This window comes from Aeromonas sp. ANP5 (genome assembly GCF_963870295.1).
In the GTDB taxonomy this organism is placed as follows: Bacteria; Pseudomonadota; Gammaproteobacteria; order Enterobacterales; family Aeromonadaceae; genus Aeromonas; species Aeromonas veronii.
In genome coordinates, this window is record NZ_CAWMRY010000002.1 from 202675 (window position 1) to 216801 (window position 14127).

The 14127-nt window shown below is 61.3% G+C and carries 5 protein-coding genes and 2 riboswitches; of the genes, 1 reads left to right on the forward strand and 4 read right to left on the reverse strand.

Translation table 11 applies throughout. The features are described 5' to 3' along the window. Positions 1–65: 65 nt before the first annotated feature. The gene (locus AACT07_RS02180; RefSeq protein ID WP_253182214.1) at positions 66–3047 is read right to left on the reverse strand and encodes a M66 family metalloprotease; all 2982 of its coding nucleotides are present in this window, start codon (positions 3045–3047) and stop codon (positions 66–68) included. 73 nt (positions 3048–3120) lie between these two features. After that, positions 3121–5733, reverse strand: a complete 2613-nt coding sequence (locus tag AACT07_RS02185) for a glycosyl hydrolase family 18 protein (protein WP_069526460.1) — start codon at positions 5731–5733, stop codon at positions 3121–3123. Positions 5734–5837: 104 nt separating this feature from the next. Continuing rightward, positions 5838–5925, reverse strand: a riboswitch (cyclic di-GMP riboswitch). Positions 5926–6251: 326 nt separating this feature from the next. On the opposite strand from AACT07_RS02185, the gene AACT07_RS02190 reads away from it, so the two are divergent. After that, positions 6252–7487, forward strand: a complete 1236-nt coding sequence (locus tag AACT07_RS02190) for a sensor domain-containing diguanylate cyclase (protein ID WP_069526461.1) — start codon at positions 6252–6254, stop codon at positions 7485–7487. Between the two features lie 130 nt (positions 7488–7617). On the opposite strand, the gene AACT07_RS02195 is transcribed toward AACT07_RS02190, so the two are convergent. Next, a complete protein-coding gene (locus AACT07_RS02195) occupies positions 7618–10212 on the reverse strand; it encodes a glycosyl hydrolase family 18 protein (RefSeq protein WP_069526462.1) in 2595 nt (864 codons plus the stop codon). Positions 10213–10314: 102 nt separating this feature from the next. Beyond that, positions 10315–10402: riboswitch (cyclic di-GMP riboswitch) on the reverse strand. A 234-nt stretch (positions 10403–10636) separates the two neighbouring features. After that, the gene (locus AACT07_RS02200) at positions 10637–14092 is read right to left on the reverse strand and encodes a hybrid sensor histidine kinase/response regulator (RefSeq protein WP_069526463.1); all 3456 of its coding nucleotides are present in this window, start codon (positions 14090–14092) and stop codon (positions 10637–10639) included. Between the last annotated feature and the right edge of the window lie 35 nt (positions 14093–14127).

Consider the following 14127-nt stretch of genomic DNA (forward strand, 5'->3'; position numbering starts at 1 on the left):
ATGGTTTTGTGGCAAAAGGCGGAGCCCACCTGAACAGGCTCTGCCATCTTCATCATGGACTCAACCTAGGGGCAGCTTGCCGCCCCGACATCCAGCCAGACATCGTGCTTGCCCGGCTCGTTGCCTTGAGTCCACCACTTGGCCTTCCACTGACGGCCGTTGTGGTTGGTCAGCTCCCCGCCGTTGTAGGCAACGGTCGCGCTCCAGCCCAGCTCAACCTGACTCGCCAGCGCCCACTGATCGGCGGCGCGGCCCGGTTCATTGCCCTGAGTCCAGTACTTGGCACGCCATACCAGCTGGTTGTGGCTCACCTTGTCGCCACCGTTGTAGACCTTGCTGGCCTGCCATGCGGGAACATTCGCCGCTTCCGGATCTGTGGTGTTGCAAGAGCCGTCGACCACGGGCTCCAGCGTCAGCACGATGCGCCCTTCGCTCTGATGTACCCCGTCCGAGACGCTCACACTCAGCTCATGCTGCTCGCTGGTGGTGACAACCGGCGGTAACAGACGCAGGTTGGCACTGGTCTCGCCCTCCGCCTGCCAGCCCGCCGGGAAGTGCCAGCGGTAGCTGAGCGCATCCCCCTCGGGATCGTTCGCCTCGGCGGTGATGGTCAGCCACTCACCACCGATGCCGCCGAGCTGCGCCGGCACTGTCACCACCGGAGGCTGGTTTTCCACCACGCCCTGCTCCAGCGGCCGCCCGTTGACGGTAAAGGAGAGCACCTGCTGCGGTGGCAACAAGCTCTGCTGTACCAGTGTCTGGCCACGGCACTGGATAGTGGCGCGACCGGGCTCGCTGGCGGTAGGCAGGTTGATGTGGAACTTGTTCATGACGCTGCTCGCCGCTCTGTGATTGGCCAGCCTGAAGCGCTGCAGACCATCGCGGGTCTCCACCTGCAACTGGCAGTCATTGCCGGACAGGGTGTTGCTGTCATCCGGGTAGGTGAAGCCATAGGCGCCGTGCAGTGCCGGATAGATGTAGCTGCGCAGGGCTCCTTGCGGATCGTAATAGCCCACCAAAGTGGTCACCGGCACGCCGAACTGCTCGGGCTTGCGCGCAACCTTGGTATCGATGGGGGAGACCTCCACCCAGCTCTGGCCATCCGAGGTGAAGCTCTTCTTGAAGCCCCGGTTCACCACAATTTCCTTGCCGTTGATAAAGAGGCGACTGTTGTAACCGGCCCCGTGATCGATGGTCAGACTGCGCCCACGGTTGTCCGCAGAGGCAATCGGTACCCGGATATCACGGGTCCAGCGACCATCCCACATGGCGACCCTGACCAAGTCGTAATCCGCCAGCAGGGCACTCAGTCCTGCCTCGCTCAGGGCATCCATGGGGGCATCGACCTTCTCGATCCCCTCGATTGTGTGCTGATAGGACTCCATCCTGGCCGTCGCACTGTTCCACTTGCTAAAGCCGGTGGCCGAGTTGGCATCGAACACTGCCTTGCTCTCCAGGAAGCGCTGAATGATGGCGGCGGAATTGGGGGTATAGAGGGTGAAACGGTTGGCACCGGAGAGGGGGCGGCCGCCCGCCATCGCATCGTGGCCAAACTTGCGGCCATCGAACGGTGGCTGGCACTGGTCATCCAGACAGGCATCCTCATTGGTGCGGGTCGGCGAGAAGTTGGGGATGAAACGGTGTTTGTCACTGTCCCAGCCCCAGCTGGAGTTGAGCTGATCGGCACTGCGATGAACCGAGCCGCGGAAACCATCCACATAGTGGCCAAGGCCGAAGTTATGGCCCACTTCGTGGCTGAACTCGTTGCCCAGCGAATCATCCAGCGTGACGATGCCACCGCCACCGGAACCTCCGTGCACCTGAACCCCATTGGCATACTTGCCGCGACTGTTGTGCGCCGTAAGCTGGGCCGCAACAAAGGGATGGCTTCCCTCCCCTTCACCGGCACTGCTGTTGATGCCGTAGTTGGCATTGTCGATACCGTGGGAGATAAGCTCCTTGCCGATGCGCTGACGCATGGTGCCGCCATGCCAGCCCCCTTCGCTCGGGTCAAAATCAGTCAGCAATGTGCCGTTGGGCAGCATCACCTCAGGCAGGGAGAGCGGTGCATACTGACTGACAATCATCCGGCTGGCCGGAATGGTCTGGAAGTATTCGCGATGGGCTTCCTTGTCATTGGCAAAGGCAAAGCGATCCCGTGGTGTAGTGAGCATGCCGATGTCGATAGTGTGCAGCAGCAGCTCACCGGGGGCGCCGACCTTGATGTCACGCAGTTCACCACTGAGATTGCCCTGACGAACGGAGAGGTTCAGTCCGGGCTGGATCCACTCGGCAGGCAGCTCGCCGCTCCAGGTATCCGCTGCATAGGTGATGCGGTTGTTCTCCAGCTCCCCCTCGCGAAACCACTGCCCATTGGCAAACTTGAACTGCAGGGTCTGGCCACGGGAGACGGTCACCTGTCGCTCACCATAAAAGGCCGTCGAGTTATAACCGGCACTGGAGCGGATCCGCATCATCTTGCCCTCCAGCTCCGGGCTCACGGGCAGGTAGATATCCCGAACCCAGCGGCCGTCGGCAGTCTGGATCTCCACCAGCGCACGCCCGGTCAACCGATCCTTGAGGAAGGCGCCGCTCTTGTCGTTCAGTTTGGCCAAATCAGCACTGCTGCTGATGACGGCAGTGGTGCCGCTCTCCGGGACGAAGCTCACTCCCCCTTCGGGAACCCCCGCGAGGTGGTAGACCGTCTCTGGCAGCGCCGATGGCGGCGACAAGGTCAGGGTGCCCAGCAGCTTGCCGCTGCCGTCACGAGCCTCCACCGTCATGGGGGTCACCCCGTCGGCCTGGAGCGGTTTCACCAGCAGCAGGCTCTTGCGCAGGCTGGTCAGGATGGGTTGGCGATCCCCCTCTTTGGGATGGGACGGCAGGATCTGGCTCTGGGCAAACTGCACGCTGGCAGCCAGGCTACCCGCCAGATCGCTTTGCGGTGTCGTCTCATTGAATATCAGGGGCGAGGTGGCGGCAGACAGGGGGCCAGCCGCCAGGGTTGCCATGATGAGGGCAGCGATTCGGGTCACATTTGTGGTCATTGTCGGGTTCTCGTTCATATTGCTATCGGGAATGAGGGGCATGTCGCCATGCCCCGTCATCGGTGAGGAGGCCTCAGTTACAGCTTGCTGCCCCGATATCCAGCCAGACATCGTGCTTGCCCGGCTCATTGCCTTGAGTCCACCACTTGGCCTTCCACTGACGGCCATTGTGGTTGGTGAGATCCCCGCCGTTGTAGGCCACGGCTGCGTTCCAGCCCAGCTCAACCTGACTCAGCAGCGCCCACTGATCGGCAGCGCGGCTCGGCTCATTGCCCTGAGTCCAGTACTTGGCACGCCATACCAGCTGGTTGTGGCTCACCTTGTCACCGCCGTTGTAGACCTTGCTGGCCTGCCATGCGGGAACGTTGGCCGCTTCCGGGTCGGTGGTGTTGCAAGAGCCACCCTCACCGCCTTCGTTGATCGGGGTAACGGTGAGGCGGGTTGCCGCGTTGGCGTCGAGCGCACCGTCAGAGACGGTCACTGAGAGGTCATAACCTGTTTCGACATCCACCGCCGGGCCGGTGACCACCAGGGTGGAGCTATTCTGGCCGGTCGCCGTGATACCGGCAGGCACCCGCCATTGATAGATCAGCTCGTCGCCATTGGGGTCGGATGCCTTGGCAGTGATGCTCACTTGATTGCCCTCTTCCACCTTGACGCTGACGGGCAGGGTGACCACCGGAGGCAGGTTGGGTTGCGGCGCCTTGTTGGTCACCACCACCTGATCCCTGGCGGTCAGTTGATGGTCATCGGTCACCGTCAGCTCGAATACCAGATTGATGTCGGCGGACACCGCATCGAGTACAACACGGGCCTTGGCCTGAGTGGCATCTAGCAGGGCTGCCTGCGGGCCGGAGACCTGCTTCCAGCTATAGGTGAGGGTGCCATTTTCCGGGTCGTGGGAGGCGGAGCCGTTCAGCGTCACCTCGGTCGGACCGGTGACACTCAGATCGCTGCCCGCGTTGGCTACTGGCGGCTTGTTGGCTGGCGGAGTAACCCCTTCACCGTGACCGAGACCTTCATGCATGGCGTTAAGGATGTCGCCGTTGTCGGCATCGATCTCCCAGGAGAAGAGCCCGCCCAGCTTGTTGGCCAGCACGTATTGGCCTTTCGCCTTGACCGAGCGCTCGTCGTCATAGGTGATCAGCTCGCCGGTGGATGGCTTGAACAGGGTGGCCGCTTCGGCAGTCTCGTCGTAGTTGTACTCCCAGCCTGCGCCCATATGGCTGTTGACGATGTGACGATAGTCCAGCACGCCATCTTCCCAGGTGCCCTTGATCTTGCCGGTGGCGGTGCCGGTGAAGGGGTCATTGCCCTGATAACCGCTCACCCCTTTCCAGCCGCGACCGTAGGCGGCGGCACCGATCACCAGCTTCCCGGAGTCGACCCCCTGCGCTAGCAGTTGCTGCACCGCTGCATCAGTGTTGTAGCGCTTGTTGGCCGAGCCGTTGGTAGCCTGATAGAGGTTGGCCTGATGACCCAGGGAGGTATTGCTCCAGGCACCGTTGTAGTCGTAACTCATCACGAAGAGGTGGTCCATGTACTGCTGGGCAGCCTTGTAATCCACATCCTCAATCTTGTCGTAACCGGCACCGATGGCGGAGGTGAGCTGATAGGTGCGACCGGTCTCGGCCTCCAGCTCGTCGAGCATGGCGCGCAGATCCTTCATGATCAGCACATAGGTTTCACCATCTTTGGTCTTGTCCCCCAGATTGGGGTTGGCACCGTCGCCGCCCGGGAACTCATAGTCGATATCGACACCGTCGAAGAACTTCCAGGTCTGCAGGAACTCTTTGACCGAGGCGACGAACACGTCACGCTTGGCCTTGTCATGCATGAAGAAGAAGGGGTCGGAGAGGGTCCAGCCACCGACGGAGGGGAGGATCTTCAGGTCCGGATAAGCCTGCTTGAGGGCCATCAGGTTGCCGAAGTTGCCCTTGTAGGGCTCATCCCAGGCAACCAGTGACCCCTGCCCTTTTTGCAGCGCGGCCCAGGGATCGTGAATGGCGACCTGGAAATCCTTGCGCCCTGCACAGGCACGTTGCAGCGCCTGGAAGCTACCGGCAATCTCTTTGAGGCTGTCGTTGAGGCCATCACCGCCACAAATCGGGGTGAAGCCATAGAGGATATGGGTCAGGTTCTGGGCCGGCAGCTTGTCCACAGTGAAGTTGCGATCATAGACCCCCCACTCCACATAGTAGGTGCCGACCACCTTGCCGGATTTGTTGACGTAAGGCTTGTTGTGCTCCTGCAGAGCTGGCTTGAGCGGCGCAAGGTGGCTGCCGTCGGTGTCGGCGACCACGATCTCCTTGGCATCAGACAGGGTACAGCCATCGCCGTTGCATAGCGCGACCTGCATCTGATAGCGGCCCCCCTTGTGCACCTTGAAGGTGGCAGTGCCAGCGGCGGAAGAGGGACCGGACCAGACTTCCTTGCCATCCAGCAGCACCTTGGCACTCTGGCCGATATCGCCGTTCCAGAGATTCCAGGTGACGGTCACATCGGCGCCATCCTTCACCTTGACCAGCTCGTTATAAGCGGTCGCGGACTGGTTGACTTCGACGATGGCAAACTTGGTGGGGCCCCAACCGATAGCGGGTTTGCCGGGAGCTGCCGCATAAGCGGCGGAGGAGGCGAGCAGGGTACCGACCATCATGGCCAGCAGTGCGGGTTTTGGACTTAGCATATTGCTTTCCTTTTCGTTTCGTTATGGGAAAAACGAAAGGGCAACGCAACACGACAGGTGACACAAAAACGACCACCCCTTGGCAAAGGCAGCCTGCATACTACTGTGGTGGCCCCGCTATCCTAAGTCGTCTTGACCCTTAGACCGGAAGCTTTGCGTCCCGACTTTTCAATCGGTTTGCCCTTGTCACAACGTTATTTCTGGCGATAAATGATCGCAAAATAATCGCCGATTGACTGTAGGGAAATTCTGATAAGTAAGCAAATCGGACCATTGCCAGCCCACCGGTTTCCAACCCCGACAATTACCTACTTTCAAGAAATTAATGTTTAAAAAACAGCCGGATATGCAGACCTAATCACATCACCTCCAACCAGATACCTCACACCATTTTTTTGATCTACATCACACCAAATTGAGAAAAATCAATGAGTAAGAACAATATGCGACAAAAGACCCATCTGTATCGCAACTAATGAATTTATAATCGCCGCTTTGCATGGCCAGCAGGTGTCTTCATGCCCAGCGAACTGCCCTCACGCACCCGGTTATCCAGATACGACAAATTTGTTCGTTTGACGATTTATGCCTTGCCACTGGCCGGGATGATCTGGCTTATCAACAGCCTCAATGGCTGGCAAAGGGCGCCGCTTGCCAGCACCTTGCTAGTCCAGAGCTACCTTATCTGCACCTTCTGGCTCTATCGCCACTACCGCTACCATCTGCACCGCCAGTGGCAGCATCTGAGTGAGGCGCTCAAGATCAACGAAACCACCGCCGAACTGGCCCGCAACTCGGCGCAATACCAGACCGAAGAGGCCTTTCTGGAGGATCTGCTCAGACGAGCCGTAATGTTGATCCCGGGAGCCGAGATGGGCTGCCTGATCAAGCTGCTGCCGGGCACAGGCATGTTGAGATATGAAGCGGCCATCGGCATGGATCTGGTGAAACTGCGGCGGATCAATCTGCCGCTGGAGCACACCTTTCAGTACAAGCTGACTCAGGGGCGCTGCAACAAAACACTGCTGATCAACGACCTGTCGAAGATAAATGCCACCATGCCCCTGTCCGAACAGGACAGAGAGCTGCTGGTCAACTGCACCGACCTGCCCATCCAGGCCACGCTGGCGACCCCGATCCATATCGATGGTCAGCTCTACGGCATGATCAATATGGACAGCAGCAAACGTAATGCCTTTACCCGCTACGACAGCCACCTGATGGCGATCCTGGCGCGGGATATTCGCCACGCCATCACCATCTATCAGCAGTCCCGCCGCATCTATCAGCTGGCCAATACCGACCAGCTGACCGGGCTCGCCAATCGCCAGCAATTCGAACTCGCTCTGCAGGGGCAGCCGGAAGGCACCCTGCTGCTGATCGACATGGATAATCTCAAACAGCTCAATGACAGCAGTGGCCATTTGGCCGGTGATCAGGCCCTGCGCCTTATCGCTGCAGGGATACGCCAGCACTTTGGTCAGGGGGTGATTGCCGCCCGCTTCGGCGGGGATGAGTTTGTACTGCTCACTACTCTGACACCGACCGAGCTGCGACAGGCGATGGCTGGGCTGACGACCATGCTGGCCAGCGCCTCCCCCACTATCTCGTGCAGCATGGGGATAGCCCCCTATCGCGGCGACTTTGCCGCCGCGTTTGCCAGAGCCGATGCCGACATGTACCAACACAAGCGCTACCACAAAGAGCAACGTGCGGCACAGATGCCAGCTATCGGGGAGAGCATTAATCACTAGCCCGGAAGGGCTGCTTTGCAGGCACAAAAGAGAAGCTGGGTGGAGAAACCGATTGGCAGACCCGCCAGAATGTGGCGAAGCGGGGAGAAAAAACGGGGCATGACTGGCATGCCCCGCCACCATTCAATGCTTATTTACAGCTGGCGGCCCCCACATCCTGCCAGACGTCGTGTTTGCCGGGCTCATTGCCCTTGGTCCAGTACTGCGCCTTCCACTGACGGCCGTTATGGGTGGTGATCTCGCCACCGTTGTAGGCCACATTGGCATCCCAACCCAGTTGCACCTTACTCACCAGCAGCCACTGATCCGCGGTGCGGCTCGGCTCGTTGCCCTGGGTCCAGTACTTGGCCTGCCACACCAGCTGGTTGTGGCTCACCTTGTCGCCGCTGTTATAGGTGCTGGCCGCTTTCCAGACTGGCCAATTGGCCGCATCCGGATCGGTCGCCGTGCAACCACTACCGTTGCTGACCGGTTTAACCGTCAGACGGGTTGCCGCGCTGGCATCCAGCCCGCCGTCGGAGACGGTGACGCTCAGGTCATAGCCGGTGTCGCTGGTGACGTTCGGGCCAGTCACTACCAGGGTGGCGCTGTTCTGACCCGTTGCGGTGATGCCTGCCGGGACGCGCCACTGATAGGTCAACGGATCACCGTTCGGATCAGAGGCGGTCGCCTTGATGGTCACCTGCTTGCCCGCCTCCACAGAGGCCGTGGCAGGTACACTCACCACCGGCGCCAGATTGGCCTGCGGCGCCTTGTTGGTCACCACCACCTGATCCTTGGCACTCAACTGCTGGTCATCGGTCACCGTCAACTCGAACACCAGACTGATGTCGGCGGACACGGCATCCAGCACCACGCGGGCCTTGGCCTGAGTGGCATCGAGCAAGCCAACCTGCGGCCCGGAGATCTGCTTCCAGCTATAACTGAGAGCGCTATTTTCCGGATCGTGGGAGGCCGACCCATCCAGCGTCACCTCGGTCGGGCCGGTCACCTTGAGGTCACTGCCCGCGTTGGCCAGCGGCGGCTTGTTGGCTGGTGGAGTCGTCCCCTCGCCGTGGCCCAGCCCCTCGTGCATGGCGTTGAGGATGTCGCCGTTGTCGGCATCGATCTCCCAGGAGAAGAGGCCACCGAGCTTGTTGGCCAGCACATACTGCCCCTTGGCCTTGACCGAGCGCTCGTTGTCATAGGTGATGAGGTCGCCGGTCGCCGCCTTGAACAGATAGGGCGCCTCGGCCACCTCGTCGTAGCCCTTCTCCCAGCCAGCCCCCATCCGGTTGTTGACGATGTCGCGGTAATCTACCACCCCGTCCTCCCAGGTGCCTTTCACCTTGCCGGTCGCCTTGCCGGTGAAGGGGTTGTTGCCCTGATAACCGCTCACCCCGGTCCAGCCACGGCCATACATGGCGGCACCGACCACCAGCTTGCCCGGTTCAACCCCCTGCGCCAGCAGCTGATTCACCGCCTTGTCGGTGGTGTACTTGGTTGCGGGGTCCCAGCTCGCTGCATAGAGGTTGGTCTGGTGGCCCAGTTCGGTATTGCTCCATGCGCCGTTGTAGTCGTAGGTCATCATGAAGATGTGGTCCATGTAGGGCTGGGCCGCCTTGTAGTCCACATCCTGGATCTTGTCACCCCCCGCGCCAATGGCGGAAGTGAGCTCATACTGGCGACCGGTCTCGGCCTCCAGCTCGTCGAGCATGGCCCGCAGCTCCTTCATCAGGGCCACATAGGTGGCACCATCACTCGGGCTGCCCAGTTTCGGGTTGGCGCCCTGTCCGCCCGGGTACTCCCAGTCGATATCCACACCGTCGAAGAACTTCCAGGTCTGCAGGAACTCTTTCACCGAGCCGACAAACACATCGCGCTTGGTTTTGTCACCGAGGAAGTAGAAGGGGTCAGAGAGGGTCCAGCCGCCGACCGAGGGGAGGATCTTGAGGTTCGGATAGGCCTGCTTGAGCGCCATCAGGGCGCCAAAGTTGCCCTTGTAGGGCTCGTCATGGGCAGTGAGGTTGCCTTGCGGCATCTGGATGGCGGCCCAGGGATCGTGCATCGCCACCTTGAAGTCAGCCCGGCCGGCACACGCCCGTTGCAGCGCCTGGAAGCTCCCTTCGATCTCCTTGAGGCTGTCGTTGAGGCCATCCCCGCCGCAGATGGGGGTGAAACCATAGAGGATATGGGTCAGGTTCTGGGCCGGGATCTTGTCCACCGTAAACTTGCGGCCATAGACCCCCCACTCCACGTAGTAAGTACCGACCACCTTGCCGGACTTGTTGGCGTAGGGCTTGTTGTTCTCCTGCAGCGGCGCCTTGAGTGGCGCCAGATGGCTGCCATCGGTATCGGCAACCACGATCGCCTTGGCATCAGAGAGGGTACAACCATCGGCGTTGCACAGCGCCACCTGCATCTGGTAGCGCCCCCCTTTCTTCACCTTGAATTTGGCGCTGCCCGCCGCGGCCGAGGGGCCGGACCACACCTCCTGACCATTGAGCAGTACCTTGGCACTCTGGCCCAGATCGCCGCTCCAGAGGTTCCAGTTCACCTCCACATCGGCGGCATCCTTTACCTTGACCAGATTGTTGTAGGCAGTGGCCGCCTGATCGACTTCAACGATGGAAAACTTGGTGGGGCCCCATCCGATGGTGGGCTTGCCGGGCGCCGCAGCATAAGCGGACGAGGCGCAGCACAGACCGACCGCGAGGGCCAGCATGGTAGGCTTTGGACTTAGCATTATTTTATTTCCCTATTTCGTTATGTTGGCAACGAAAAGGGCTACGCCCTGACAGGTAACGCAGACGGCAGTGCGGCCTCTTGGCAAAGGTGCACAACAACCTGTGGTGGCCCCGCTATCTCAAGTACGGCTCATCCCTGGACCGGAAGCTTTGCGTCCCGACCTTGCGATCGGTTTGCCCTTCGGTTACTTCATTTGCGATGCAAAAAATCGCATCCCGACTATAGAGTGAGCCAATCCGGTCTGCCACTGTCGGCGTTCACCGACAGTGGCAGACCAATGTTGTAACTAGCGACCATTACGCAGGAAGATGAATAGATCTTCGCCAATAAATCTCTGTTTTCGGCATTGATCCATGACCAGGGTCCACAGGATCATTGCGCGGTTTTGTGAGCCGGTTCACGGCTAGCCGCCCCGGATGCGGCTAGCGCAGCAGCAGGCTGTTCATCAGGGCCCGCAGTTTGAGTGGTTTGACCGGCTTGCTGATGTAGCCATACCCCCGCTCGCGGATCTGCGCCTGCAGCTCGCTCTTGCGATCGGCACTGATGATGATGCCCCCCAGCTCGTCGCCACACACCCGTTGCAGGGCAGCGAGCGCCTCCAACCCGGTCTTGCCGTCGTCGAGGTGGTAGTCAGAGAGCACCAGTCTCGGCACAAACCCCTCTGCCACCAGCGCCTCGGCTTCGGCCAGATCGACGGCGCAGCGCACCTCGCAGCCCCAACGGCCGAGCAGGGTGCTCATGGCGGTCAGAATGTCCCGCTCGTTGTCGATACAGAGCACGGCTACCCCCTCCAGCTGGCTGTCACGCACCACCGGCGCCGCCAGCTGATGGGCCGTGACCGGCCGGGTCGCCAGATTGAGGGTCACCGCAAAGACCGATCCCTTGCCCGGCCAGCTCTGCAATGTGAGCTGATGACCGAGCACCTGCGAGATGCCGCGGGCGATGGCAAGCCCCAGACCCAGCCCCTGCTCCTTGGCGGTGCGGGAGTGATCGAGGCGGGAGAACTCGTCAAAAATAGCCTCCTGCTTGTCCTGCGGGATGCCGGGGCCGTTGTCCCATACCTCGATGCGGATCTTATCCCCCATCCGGCGACAACCGAGCAGCACCCGGCCACCCGGGTTGTAGCGAAACGCATTGGTGAGGAAGTTCTGCAGCACCCGGCGCAGCAGCCGCACATCGCTGTGTACCGCGTGCTTGCTCTCCACCACCGAGAAGTGGATCCCCCCCGCCTGTGCCAGTACGCCAAACTCCGCCTTGAGGTTGTCGAGCAGATCGCGCAGGGCAAAGTCGAGCTTCTTGGCCTTGAACTTGCCCGCTTCGAGCCGCGAGATATCGAGCAGATCGGTGATGAGATCCTCGGTCGCCCCCAGCGCATCATCGATATGGCGGGCGATGCGGGCCTGCTCGCCAGCATCGGGCAACATCTCCAGCAGGGAGGAGGTAAACAGCTTGGCGGCATTGAGGGGCTGGGTCAGATCGTGGCTGACCGCCGCCAGAAAACGGCTCTTGGATTGATTGGCCCGCTCCACCTGCTGGTTCACCAACAGCAGCTGGCGGTTGAGTTCGGAGAGCTCACGGGTGCGCTCGGCCACCCGCGCCTCCAGATGTTCGTTCGCTTCGCGCAGCACCCGCTCGGCGTCGCGAAACGGCGTGATGTCGGTAAAGGTCATGACGAAACCACCGGCTGGCATGGGGTTGCCCTGCATCTCGATCACCCGCCCGTCCGGGCGCTCCCGCGCCGAGATATGGGCGCTGCCGCGCTTCATAAAGGCGACCCGCCGCGCCACGTGATCCTCGATATCGCCGGGGCCACAGAGCCCCTGCTGGGCGTTATAGCGGATGATCTCTTCAATGGGGCGCCCTGCCTGAATAAGCCCGGGCGGATAGTGGAACAGCTCGATGTAACGGCGGTTCCAGGCCACCAGCCGAAGCTCCCTGTCCACCACCGAGATCCCCTGTCCGATATGCTCGATCGCCCCCTGCAGCAGGCCGCGGTTGAAGCGAAACACGTCGGAGGCCTCATCGACTATGGTGGCGATCTCCTCGAGCTGCATATTGCGCCCCTGCAGGGCCGAGGCGAGCACCAGCCGGGCCGACGAAGTGCCAAATACCCCCGCCAGCAGCCGCTCGGTGTGGGCAATCAGCTCGGCCGAAGCCTGCATCTGGGGCGCCAGGGTGCCGCCCCGCTCACCGGCGAAACGACCAAAGGCGCGTTTGACCCGGCTTGAACCGACAAAGCGGGCCGCCAGCATCTCCAGCTCCTTGACCGAGACCCGCGCCTGATAGAGGGCAGCGGTATCGCGGCTCGGCTTGCCGACAAAGTTGGCCGCCTGCAGCCGCTCGCTCACCGCAGGGCGCGACAACAAGGAACCGGCCACATAACCTAGCAAGTTGAAGAGCAGGCTCAGGAAGATGCACCAGGCTCCGAGACTCAGCTCGCGAAACGCAGGCCAGTCCGGCGGCGCCAGCAGTTCGGCCAGCGGTGAACCGGCCAGCAAGCCACTCTCCACCAGCAGGGTAACGAACCAGAGGCTCACTCCGAGGCTCAACCCAAGATAAACCCCCTTGCGATTGCCATGACGCCAGTAGAGGCCGAGCAGCAGGGCCGGCGCAAACTGGGCCACCGCGCCAAAGGAGAGATAGCCGATGCGCGACAAGCTGGTGAGATCCCCGAGCCACAGATAGAGCCCCCAGGCCGCCAGCAAGATCAGCAGGATGGCGCCACGGCGCACCTGCAACAGCAGCCGCACCAGCCGCTCGTCGCGCCCCTGCCGCCAGAAGCGGCGCAGCAGCACCGGCAGTACCAGATCGTTGCTCACCATGATCGCCAGTGCGATGGTGCAGACGATTACCATGCCGGTGGCCGCCGAGGTGCCGCCGAGAAACGCCAGCATCGCCATGCCATCGAACCCGAGGGCCATCGGCAGACTGATCACATAGGTGTCGGAGGCCATGTCGGCCCCGACCCACTGCTTGCCCGCCAGTGCCAGCGGCCAGATAAAGAGCCCCATCACGAACAGGTAGAGCGGGAAGATCCAGCGCGCCCAGTGCAGATCCTGCCCCTGATTGTTCTCCACCACAGTCACATGAAACTGGCGCGGCAGGCAGATGACGGCGCACATCGCCAGCACCGTATAGATGGCAAGCTCCAGCAGGTTGCCGGGGCTCACTGCCACCACCTGTGCAAAGAAGTCGCGGGTCACCTGCTCGTGAGCCTCGCCGGGTTTGCTCAGGATCAGCCAGAGGGCGAAGCCCCCCACCGCGATAAAGGCCAGCAATTTGACCACCGACTCGAAAGCAATGGCCACCACCATCCCCCTGTGGTGCTCGGTGGCATCGAGATGGCGGGTGCCGAACAGGATGCTGAACAGCGCCAGCAGCAGAGTAACCCCGAGCGCCAACTCGCTGGTGTTGCTGGTCGGGCTGATGCCGCCGCTGTTGACCATCAGCAGATCCAGCCCGGTGACGATGGCTTTGAGCTGCAATACCAGATAGGGGAGGATCCCCATGATGGCGATGAGGGCGATCACCATGGCGAGCCGCTGGGATTTGCCGTAACGGGCGGCGATAAAGTCGGCGATGGAGGTGATGTGCTCGCGCTTGGCCACCAGAATAAGGCGCGCCAGCAGCCGCCAGCCAAACAGAAAGACCAGCATGGGGCCAAGGTAGATGGGCACCGGCGACCAGGGGGATTCACTCGCCTGCCCCACGGTGCCGAAGAAGGTCCAGGAGGTGCAGTAGACAGCCAGCGACAGGCTGTAGAGCAGCGGTTGCCCCTTGAGACGGTGCCGTTTGTGCTTGTCTGCCACGAAGGCGATCAGAAACAGCAGCCCCAGATAGGTGAGCGACAATCCGATCAGCAGCCATCCCTGGTGCATAGATAACTCCTTGTCCATGTTGAGTTTTTGTATAC

Excerpts from the sequence above, each read along its gene's own strand:
- AACT07_RS02180 (WP_253182214.1), bottom strand. The coding sequence starts at position 3,047 with ATGACCACAAATGTGACCCGAATCGCTGCCCTCATCATGGCAACCCTG.
- AACT07_RS02185 (WP_069526460.1), bottom strand. The coding sequence starts at position 5,733 with ATGCTAAGTCCAAAACCCGCACTGCTGGCCATGATGGTCGGTACCCTG.
- AACT07_RS02190 (WP_069526461.1), top strand. The coding sequence starts at position 6,252 with ATGCCCAGCGAACTGCCCTCACGCACCCGGTTATCCAGATACGACAAA.
- AACT07_RS02195 (WP_069526462.1), bottom strand. The coding sequence starts at position 10,212 with ATGCTAAGTCCAAAGCCTACCATGCTGGCCCTCGCGGTCGGTCTGTGC.
- AACT07_RS02200 (WP_069526463.1), bottom strand. The coding sequence starts at position 14,092 with ATGCACCAGGGATGGCTGCTGATCGGATTGTCGCTCACCTATCTGGGG.